Source organism: Bacteroides sp. 1_1_30 (assembly GCF_020982715.1).
Lineage (GTDB): Bacteria > Bacteroidota > Bacteroidia > Bacteroidales > Bacteroidaceae > Bacteroides > Bacteroides xylanisolvens.
In genome coordinates this window covers 25,595-34,945 of record NZ_JAJKHN010000070.1, presented here as the reverse complement: position 1 = coordinate 34,945, position 9,351 = coordinate 25,595, and the positions used below count along the sequence as shown (strand labels likewise).

The window sequence follows — 9,351 nt, the reverse complement described above, 5'->3', positions numbered from 1 at the left end:
TATACCATTCTTTATGTTTAGATTATGCAAACTGACAGTGTGAATTTAACATATCCACAGGGTTTTCGGACTGACCCGTATTCATGATTCATGAATTTGAAGAGATAATAATGCTTCCGACATGGTTGGATAAGAACAAGGCTATGTTGTACATGCGCTTCCCTTTTATGAAAGATAAAGTAGATTCTTTGAGTAATGCGCCGGTTTTTGCCTTGACGGTATTGGAAGAGTTTATAATTATATCAGCCTGTACGGTTATGTCAATCTGCATGAATGATTTGACGGCTTGGTATTGTTGTTTGATTGCCTTTGGTTTGCACCTGATAGTGCATATCATTCAGTTTTTGGTGATAAGAAAGTATATACCTGTTATTGTTACGTCGGTATTATGTTTACCGTATTGTATTTGGGTGTTTATTCAGGTTAAAGACTATTATACGCTGAATGAAACATTGCTTTGGGGATTTGTCGGCGTTGTGGTTTGTGTTGTGAATCTACTGTTAATGCATAAGATAAGCCCTAAGTTGTGGAGTTGGATGAATGGTAATAATAGAACATAAAAATACCGCTACTCAAAGCATATTCGATTTGGTAGCGGCTTTTTTATAGTGTAACTACTAATCCGTTAGAACTTGAAGAAGTTCTTAGCATTGTTGTAGCTGATATCTTCAATCATTTGGTTTACGCGTTCCATTTCAGATGCAGGGATTTCTCCGTTCTCTACGTCGCGTCCTACCAAGTTACATAATGTACGGCGGAAATATTCATGACGCGGGTAGGATAGGAAAGAACGAGAGTCTGTCAACATACCTACAAAGCGGCTTAGGAGACCAAGCACAGACAAGGCGTTCATTTGTTTTTCCATACCATCCTTTTGGTCGAGGAACCACCATCCCGAACCAAACTGAATTTTTCCCGGGATAGAACCATCTTGGAAGTTGCCCAACATAGTTGCAATCACTTCATTTGCGCATGGGTTCAGGTTATAAAGGATTGTTTTAGTCAATTTGCCATTGGTATTCAGGCGGTCAAGGAATTTAGCCATTGCTTTGGCTGTGGTGAATTCACCGATAGAGTCGAAACCGGTGTCAGCGCCCAGTAATTTGAACATCTTGGTGTTGTTATTGCGGATAGCGCCGTAGTGGAACTGTTGAGTCCATCCTTTTTCCCAGTCCATTTCACCGAAGATAACAAGCATGGCTGATTTGAATTTCAGAATTTCTTCTTTGGTCAATTCTGTGCCGCCATATACCTTATTAAATATAGCCTTGATTTCAGCATCGGTATAATCTTCTGCATAGAATTCTTCAATACCATGGTCAGACAGACGGCAACCTTGTTCTGCGAAGAAGTCGTGACGTTTGCGCAAAGCAGCGATCATATCATCGAAATTGGAGATAGTAACATCGCTAACTTCTGCCAGCTTTTCTACATAACTACGGAAATCAGCAGGGACTTCTACAGCCATAGCCTTATCAGGACGCCAAGTTGGCAACATCTTGATTTCAAATCCGCTTTCACGTGTTTTGATGTGATATTCCAGTGAATCGATAGGATCATCCGTAGTACAAACTACCTCTACGTGATAGCGACGCATCATTCCACGAGCTGAATATTCAGGTTGAGACAGCTTTTCGTTACATTCATCGTAAATTTCGCGTGCTGTTTGCGGATTCAATATTTTATTGATACCAAATGCAGTTTTCAATTCGAGGTGAGTCCAGTGGTACAGTGGATTACGGAAAGTATAAGGAACTGTTTCCGCCCATTTTTCGAATTTTTCCCAGTCTGTGGTATCTTTTCCTGTGCAGAAACGTTCATCTACGCCGTTTGTACGCATTGCACGCCATTTGTAGTGGTCACCGCCTAACCAGATTTCAGTCAGTGATTTAAACTTGTAGTCGTCAGCTACCATTTGAGGGATGAGATGACAGTGATAGTCGATGATCGGCATTTTAGCCGCATGCTCGTGATACAACTTTTGCGCGGTTTCTGTTTGCAGCAAGAAGTTTTCGTCCATGAAGTTCTTCATTATTACTGTGTTTTAAGTATATAAAATTATTACTTTCTGTATTTATACCTATATCGTATTGATTTTAAAGCTAATAGGCGTAAATCTCGTTTTAGTTTTATTAACCGTTATCGAACACAAAAATAGAAAATTTACTTGGAGTAACAAAATAATTCGTATATTTGCAGCGATTATTTATAATATTTAAGTTTTAGCACTATGGAGGACCAGAACTATACCATTAAAGACATAGCCCGTATGGCCGGTGTTTCCGCCGGAACGGTGGATAGGGTGTTGCACAATCGTGGCGACGTGTCTCCCAAAAGCAAAGCTAAAGTACAAAAGGTACTGGATGAGATTCATTATCAACCCAATGTGTTTGCTATCGGTTTGGCTGCTAAAAAGAAATATTCTTTCCTCTGCCTGATACCTTATTATATAGAACATGACTATTGGCATTCGGTAGTCGGGGGGATTGAGCGTGCCCGGCAAGAGTTGCGTCCTTTTAATGTGGGTATAGATTATCTGTGTTACCATCATGGAGATGAGAAAAGTTATCAGGAAGCCTGCCTTGCTATAAAAGAAAAGAATGTAGACGCAGTGTTGATTTCTCCGAATTTCCGGGAAGAGACGCTGGCGCTGACAGCTTATCTGCAGGAAAATAAGATAGCTTATGCTTTTGTTGATTTCAATATGGAAGAAGCGAGAGCCTTGACGTATATTGGGCAGGATTCCTATAAGAGCGGATATATTGCAGCAAAAATATTGATGCGCAACTATTCGGCGGGAGAAGGTCAGGAGTTAGTCTTGTTTTTAAGTAATAATAAAGATAATCCGGCTGAAATACAGATGCAACGTCGTTTGGACGGTTTTATGAGTTACATAGCCGAGGAATATAACAACCTGGTAATCCATGAGGTTATACTCAATAAATCCGATCAGGAAAGTAATCAACAGACATTAGATGAGTTTTTCCGGGCACATCCGAAGGCTGCGCTGGGAGTTGTATTTAATTCCAGGGTGTATCAGTTGGGAGAGTATCTCCGTCATGCGGGACGTAGCATGAAAGGGCTGATAGGATATGACCTTCTGAAAGCAAATGTAGAGTTGCTAAAATCAGGTGATGTGCATTATTTAATCGGGCAACGTCCGGGATTGCAAGGGTATTGCGGGGTGAAGGCTTTGTGCGACCATGTTGTGTTTAAGAAGTCTGTTGAACCTGTAAAGTATATGCCTATCGACATCCTGATTAAGGAGAATATTGATTTTTATTTTGAATTTGTATAATATCAACTTTATAAATTACAACTAACATGAAAGCATTAAACAAAGAAACTGCTCCTAAAACACAACGTCCGGAGCGTATTATCCAATTTGGCGAAGGTAACTTCTTGCGTGCATTTGTTGATTGGATTATTTACAACATGAACCAGAAAACCGACTTCAACAGCAGCGTAGTAGTGGTTCAACCCATTGATAAAGGTATGGTCGATATGCTGAATGCACAAGACGATCTTTATCATGTTAATCTTCAAGGATTGGATAAAGGCGAAGTTGTTAACAGCTTGACAATGATCGATGTAATCAGTCGTGCACTGAATCCATATTCTCAAAATGACGAGTTCATGAAATTGGCAGAGCAACCTGAAATGCGTTTTGTTATTTCAAACACTACAGAGGCTGGTATCGCTTTTGATCCGTCTTGCAAACTTGAAGATGCTCCTGCTTCATCTTATCCGGGTAAACTGACTCAATTGCTGTATCATCGTTTCAAAACATTCAATGGTGATAAGACAAAAGGTTTGATTATTTTCCCTTGCGAACTTATTTTCCTGAATGGACATAAGTTGAAAGAAACTATTTATCAATATATTGAATTATGGAACCTGGGTAATGAGTTTAAAACTTGGTTTGAAGAAGCTTGTGGCGTATATGCGACATTGGTAGACCGTATTGTTCCGGGATTCCCGCGCAAAGATATTGCTGCTATCAAAGAAAAACTGCAATACGATGATAACTTGGTTGTTCAGGCTGAAATCTTCCATCTGTGGGTGATTGAAGCTCCGCAGGAAGTTGCCAAAGAGTTCCCGGCTGATAAGGCAGGACTGAATGTGTTGTTTGTTCCTTCGGAAGCTCCTTACCACGAACGTAAGGTAACTCTGTTGAATGGTCCGCACACAGTTCTTTCTCCGGTTGCTTATCTTTCTGGTGTGAATATTGTGCGTGAAGCTTGTGAACATGAGGTTATTGGTAAATATATCCACAAAGTAATGTTCGATGAGTTGATGGAAACATTGAATTTACCGAAAGATGAGTTGGAGAAATTTGCCAATGATGTATTGGAACGTTTCAACAATCCATTCGTAGATCATGCAGTGACAAGCATTATGCTGAATTCTTTCCCAAAATATGAAACTCGTGATTTACCGGGATTGAAGACTTATCTCGAACGTAAGGGCGAACTTCCTAAAGGCCTGGTACTTGGTTTGGCTGCTATCATTACTTATTATAAAGGTGGTGTACGTGCTGACGGCGCTGAAATTGTACCAAATGATGCTCCTGAAATCATGAACCTGCTGAAAGAACTTTGGGCAACTGGTTGTACAAAGAAAGTAACCGAAGGTGTTCTGGCTGCTGACTTTATCTGGGGAGAAGATTTGAATAAGATCCCGGGATTGGCAGAAGCTGTAAAAGCAAACTTGGATTCTATCCAGGAAAAGGGAATGCTTGAAACTGTGAAAGGTATTCTGTAATTAGAAGACCGGATATAAAAAAACGCCACTTGTTCAGAGAACAGTGGCATTTTTTATATTGTCAGGTGATTATTCTTGTTCAGCCGCATGCAAGATAAATGTAGTAGCTCCGATAGTCACAATAGCGCCATCCTCAATGCGTACACGATCTTTATCCCCTAGGATTTCATTCATGAGGAAAGTACCTGTCAGGCTGGGAGCATCCCGTAATGTATAAACAAGTTTTCCTTGCTTATTGCGTTTGATATTGATGATACAATGGCGTCGATCCATGCTCATATCGCCACTTTCAATGGGCGTATTGATAGAAGTTCCCACACAACGGCGGCCTATGACATTGTCACCTTCTTGTAAGGGCAATATCTGTTTATAACCGAATACATTTTCGATAACAGTGATATATCCGAATTCTTCTTTATGAGATTCAGCTTCTTCTTCCAGGTTTTCTTCCTTTCTAAGAGCCTTTACTTTGCTCTTTCCAAGCCGGATGCTGAATTGTTTGCCGCAATGCTCACATTCAAATACCAGTGATTGGCCTTCGCTATACTTGGTTTCATCAAAAAAAAGGTAATTCTCACATTTAGGACAAAGAACTCGTTTCATGCTTTTAAAAAGGGATTTTTATTTAGCCAGTAACCAGGCATTCTTATAAGTTTCGTTTTTTCTTAGCTCAAGTAATTGCTTGGTCGCTTCATTACGGTTGTCGAATGAACTGATGCTGACACGTACTTTTCCATCCATGTTCAGCGCTTTTGCATTAGCAAACCCTTTTGATTTTAATTGAGTTGCTATGGCTTCTGCATCTTTCAGGCTGATTCCTCCTGCCACTATGATATGGAAAGGATGATTGGCACTTTCTGGAGATTTAACCGCAGGGGCAGTAGCTGCCGTTTCCTGTTTGGCCACTTTCACTTCTCTAACTGCGATTGGCTTGGAAGTCTTATCCGCTGTATTCTTTTTAGTGGATGAAGTCTTCGTTGAAGAAGAAGTTGAAGCAGTAGCGGAAAGCTTTTTAGCTTGTTGCATTGCATCACTCTTAACATACACAGGAGTTACTACAACCGATTGCTTTTCTATTTGCTCAAAAAGCTCACTGGGTAATAATTGTGCATAATTGTTTTTTTGAACGTCTGTATTCTCTACCGGAGTTGAAAAGGCAAAGAACAATACGATGGCAGCAATCATTGCTGCAGCATTGCGAAGATACGCACGATTGATACTAATTTCAAAAGTCTTCTTTTCCTTCTCCGGATGAGCCGGTATCCATACTTTTTCTTTCTGTTGCAGAACGGAAAGTTCATGCATTTCGAAGGAGTCGAGACCGTATAATGAAGGAGTCGTTATCTTATAGTCATAAGGAACAAACTCATAGTTACCATAAATGTTATAGTGAATCTCGCCTATATTATCCAAATGGGCTTTTCCTTCTTCATGAAGGAGACCGATGAATTCGTTTACTTCCTTTTCTACTATGCGGCTGGCGTCAGCAAAACTCGTGTCATACGCTGACATATAAGATTGCACCAATACGCCGTCATTCAGTTTTAATTGAGGATTAAAGCCGATTGTGCGGGTAGGAGGTAAAAATATATTTTCTTCCTTAATGCGGGTTGCAGGCGAGTAATGCGCTACAAAACCGCCAAACCCCGGAACAATGACGCAATCGTTTTCCAGTAGTAAAGTCTCTATATGTTGTGCCAATTCAATCATGTCTGCAAAATTACGAGATAAATTGAATATATCCCAGAAAACTTCGAAAAATTCACTACTTTTGCATCGTTTTATTTATCACTATCAATAATGAACTATATACAGACGGAAATAGACGGAGTATGGCTGATAGAGCCTAAAGTTTTCTCCGATGAACGGGGCTATTTTATGGAAGCCTATAAGAAAGAAGAGTTTGATGCCAATATTGGTCCCGTAGATTTTATACAGGACAACGAGTCGAAATCATCTTTTGGCGTGTTACGCGGATTGCACTATCAGAAAGGAGAATACAGTCAGGCGAAACTGGTTCGTGTTCTTAAAGGAAAAGTGCTGGACGTTGCCGTTGATTTGCGTAAATCATCGCCTACGTTTGGAAAGCACGTCTGCGTGTTGCTTAGTGAGGAAAACAAGAGACAATTTTTCATTCCCCGTGGTTTTGCTCATGGCTTTGCAGTCTTGAGCGAAGAAGCCGTTTTTACGTATAAGGTAGATAACAAGTATGCTCCGCAGGCGGAAGCTTCTATTTTGTATAATGATGAAACGTTGGGGATAGACTGGCCGTTGGCAGATTCGCAAATGGTATTATCGGCGAAAGACAGAGAGGGAACTGCCTTTAAAGATGCCGCTTATTTTGAATGAATTTCTAAACAAACAATAGATTAAGTATGAAAATTGCAATCGTGGGAACAGGGTATGTGGGTCTGGTATCAGGTACATGCTTTGCCGAAATTGGCGTGAATGTAACGTGCGTAGACACGAATAAAGAGAAAATCGAATCTTTGCAAAAGGGGAATATTCCGATTTATGAGAATGGATTGGAAGAGATGGTGCTCCGTAATATGAAAGCAAAGCGATTGAAGTTTACAACCTCATTAGAAAGTTGTCTGGACGACGTGGAAGTTATATTCAGTGCGGTTGGCACCCCTCCGGATGAAGACGGCAGCGCTGATTTGAAATACGTGTTGGAGGTGGCCCGTACCATTGGTCGCAATATGAAACAATATAAACTGGTAGTTACCAAAAGTACCGTTCCGGTGGGTACTGCCAGTAAAGTTCGCGCGGTTATTCAGGAAGAATTGGATAAGAGAGGCGTGAAAGTTGATTTTGACGTGGCTTCTAATCCGGAATTCCTGAAAGAAGGAAATGCGATCAGTGACTTTATGAGCCCGGACCGTGTGGTAGTGGGAGTGGAGTCGGCACGTGCGGAAAAATTGATGTCCAAACTATACAAGCCATTCTTATTGAATAATTTCCGTGTGATTTTCATGGATATTCCATCTGCAGAAATGACTAAATATGCGGCAAACTCGATGTTGGCAACCCGTATCAGCTTTATGAATGATATTGCAAACTTATGCGAAATCGTTGGCGCGGATGTGAACATGGTACGTAGCGGAATAGGTTCGGACACCCGTATTGGACGTAAGTTCCTGTATCCGGGCATCGGATATGGTGGTTCCTGTTTTCCTAAAGACGTGAAAGCATTGATTAAGACTGCGGAACAGAACGGTTATAGTATGCGGGTGCTTAGTGCTGTGGAAGAAGTGAACGAACAACAGAAAAGCGTCCTGTTTGAGAAGCTAAAGAAACAGTTTAATGGTGATTTGCAAGGTAAGACTGTTGCTTTGTGGGGGCTGGCATTTAAACCGGAAACGGATGACATGCGTGAGGCTCCGGCATTAGTCCTGATCGATAAATTGCTGGAAGCTGGTTGTCGGGTGCGTGCATACGATCCGGCTGCCGTGCAAGAGTGCAAGCGTAGAATTGGAGAAAAAATCTATTATGCTTGTGATATGTACGATGCAGTGCTGGATGCTGATGTATTGATGCTGGTTACCGAATGGAAAGAATTCCGTCTGCCCTCATGGGCCGTTATCAAGAAGACGATGGCCCAGCAGATTGTGTTGGACGGACGTAATATATATGATAAAAAAGAGATGGAAGAGCTCGGATTTGTTTACCATTGTATTGGTAAATAAAAAAATAGGAGTATCTTTATACAAAACTAAGATAGATGATGAAAAATGTGGCTGTATCGTTAATGGCAATCCTTTTCGCGGCATGTAGCGGCAATAAGAGTCCCCATTCTCTTCAACAGGAGAAAGAGGATCTTAGCGCAAAAGAGTTACTGCAGGGAATTTGGCTGGACGATGAAACGGAGAGCCCGTTGATGCGTGTGGAAGGAGATACCATCTACTATGCAGACGCACAAAGTACTCCCATTGCATTTAAAATAATGCGGGACATTCTTTACACTTATGGAAATGATACCACTTATTACAAGATTGATAAGCAGGGAGAACATATATTTTGGTTTCATTCCATTACGGATAATGTAATAAAACTGCATAAATCCGAAGACCTCAATGATTCTATCTATTTTGTCCGTCAGGAACTTGTGGTTCCGACTTATACGGAAGTAACCAAACGCGATAGTGTAGTGACTTACAACGGCACTCGCTATCGTGCATACGTATATATCAATCCATCTAAAATGAGAGTCATCAAGACGACTTATTCCGAAGACGGGATTAGTATGGATAATGTGTACTATGATAATGTGATGCACATCTGTGTGTATGAAGGTAAAAAGAGCCTGTTTGCCAGCGATATAACCAAACAGATGTTCGACAAAGTGGTTCCTGCGGATTTCCTGGCGCAATCAATCCTGTCAGATACAAAGTTTGTGAAAGTAAACCGGAATGGTTTTCATTATCAAGCTGTTTTAGCCATTCCGGAAACTTCCATATATAGCGTTGTAAATATGGAAGTGAGCTTTAAAGGCGATTTGGAGATTACTTCATCCAAATAAGGACTCTACATTCTATTCAAATAGAAATCAGGTTTCTCAAAATAAGAAATACAGATTCTATCCAA

General features: G+C 40.7%; 9 protein-coding genes. 6 read left to right on the top strand and 3 right to left on the bottom strand.

Translation table 11 applies throughout. The features are described 5' to 3' along the window. Positions 1–83 precede the first annotated feature (83 nt). On the top strand, positions 84–560 hold the full coding sequence (locus LPH68_RS19010; protein WP_151923853.1) for an HXXEE domain-containing protein: 477 nt from the start codon (positions 84–86) through the stop codon (positions 558–560). Between the two features lie 65 nt (positions 561–625). Here LPH68_RS19010 and uxaC read toward each other — a convergent pair whose 3' ends face one another. Beyond that, positions 626–2,032, bottom strand: a complete 1,407-nt coding sequence (gene uxaC, locus LPH68_RS19005; protein ID WP_004316194.1) for a glucuronate isomerase — start codon at positions 2,030–2,032, stop codon at positions 626–628. Positions 2,033–2,230: 198 nt separating this feature from the next. On the opposite strand from uxaC, the gene LPH68_RS19000 reads away from it, so the two are divergent. Both LPH68_RS19000 and LPH68_RS18995 read left to right on the top strand, forming a co-directional pair. Then, positions 2,231–3,298: a substrate-binding domain-containing protein gene (locus tag LPH68_RS19000; protein WP_004316195.1), complete on the top strand. Its 1,068-nt coding sequence runs from the start codon at positions 2,231–2,233 to the stop codon at positions 3,296–3,298. A gap of 26 nt (positions 3,299–3,324) precedes the next feature. Beyond that, positions 3,325–4,764: a tagaturonate reductase gene (locus LPH68_RS18995; RefSeq protein ID WP_004316196.1), complete on the top strand. Its 1,440-nt coding sequence runs from the start codon at positions 3,325–3,327 to the stop codon at positions 4,762–4,764. Positions 4,765–4,833: 69 nt separating this feature from the next. On the opposite strand, the gene LPH68_RS18990 is transcribed toward LPH68_RS18995, so the two are convergent. Then, the gene (locus LPH68_RS18990) at positions 4,834–5,367 is read right to left on the bottom strand and encodes an FHA domain-containing protein (RefSeq protein WP_008640176.1); all 534 of its coding nucleotides are present in this window, start codon (positions 5,365–5,367) and stop codon (positions 4,834–4,836) included. An 18-nt stretch (positions 5,368–5,385) separates the two neighbouring features. Further along, positions 5,386–6,474 carry an SPOR domain-containing protein gene (locus LPH68_RS18985; RefSeq protein ID WP_120144584.1) on the bottom strand — a complete coding sequence of 363 codons (1,089 nt, stop codon included), beginning with the start codon at positions 6,472–6,474 and terminating at the stop codon, positions 5,386–5,388. A 90-nt stretch (positions 6,475–6,564) separates the two neighbouring features. Here LPH68_RS18985 and rfbC point away from each other — a divergent pair, with 90 nt between their 5' ends. The 3 genes from rfbC to LPH68_RS18970 are packed head-to-tail and all read left to right on the top strand — an operon-like array spanning position 6,565 to position 9,286. After that, positions 6,565–7,113, top strand: coding sequence for a dTDP-4-dehydrorhamnose 3,5-epimerase (gene rfbC / locus LPH68_RS18980; RefSeq protein WP_004315343.1), 549 nt, complete (start codon positions 6,565–6,567; stop codon positions 7,111–7,113). A gap of 26 nt (positions 7,114–7,139) precedes the next feature. Further along, entirely contained in the window at positions 7,140–8,453 is a 1,314-nt protein-coding gene (locus LPH68_RS18975; RefSeq protein ID WP_004315344.1) for a UDP-glucose/GDP-mannose dehydrogenase family protein, read from the top strand. A 35-nt stretch (positions 8,454–8,488) separates the two neighbouring features. After that, on the top strand, positions 8,489–9,286 hold the full coding sequence (locus LPH68_RS18970; RefSeq protein ID WP_004315345.1) for a DUF4738 domain-containing protein: 798 nt from the start codon (positions 8,489–8,491) through the stop codon (positions 9,284–9,286). The last annotated feature ends 65 nt before the right edge of the window (positions 9,287–9,351 follow it).

Excerpts from the sequence above, each read along its gene's own strand:
- LPH68_RS19010 (WP_151923853.1), top strand. The coding sequence starts at position 84 with ATGATTCATGAATTTGAAGAGATAATAATGCTTCCGACATGGTTGGAT.
- LPH68_RS18985 (WP_120144584.1), bottom strand. The coding sequence starts at position 6,474 with ATGATTGAATTGGCACAACATATAGAGACTTTACTACTGGAAAACGAT.
- LPH68_RS19000 (WP_004316195.1), top strand. The coding sequence starts at position 2,231 with ATGGAGGACCAGAACTATACCATTAAAGACATAGCCCGTATGGCCGGT.
- rfbC (WP_004315343.1), top strand. The coding sequence starts at position 6,565 with ATGAACTATATACAGACGGAAATAGACGGAGTATGGCTGATAGAGCCT.
- uxaC (WP_004316194.1), bottom strand. The coding sequence starts at position 2,032 with ATGAAGAACTTCATGGACGAAAACTTCTTGCTGCAAACAGAAACCGCG.
- LPH68_RS18975 (WP_004315344.1), top strand. The coding sequence starts at position 7,140 with ATGAAAATTGCAATCGTGGGAACAGGGTATGTGGGTCTGGTATCAGGT.
- LPH68_RS18995 (WP_004316196.1), top strand. The coding sequence starts at position 3,325 with ATGAAAGCATTAAACAAAGAAACTGCTCCTAAAACACAACGTCCGGAG.
- LPH68_RS18970 (WP_004315345.1), top strand. The coding sequence starts at position 8,489 with ATGATGAAAAATGTGGCTGTATCGTTAATGGCAATCCTTTTCGCGGCA.
- LPH68_RS18990 (WP_008640176.1), bottom strand. The coding sequence starts at position 5,367 with ATGAAACGAGTTCTTTGTCCTAAATGTGAGAATTACCTTTTTTTTGAT.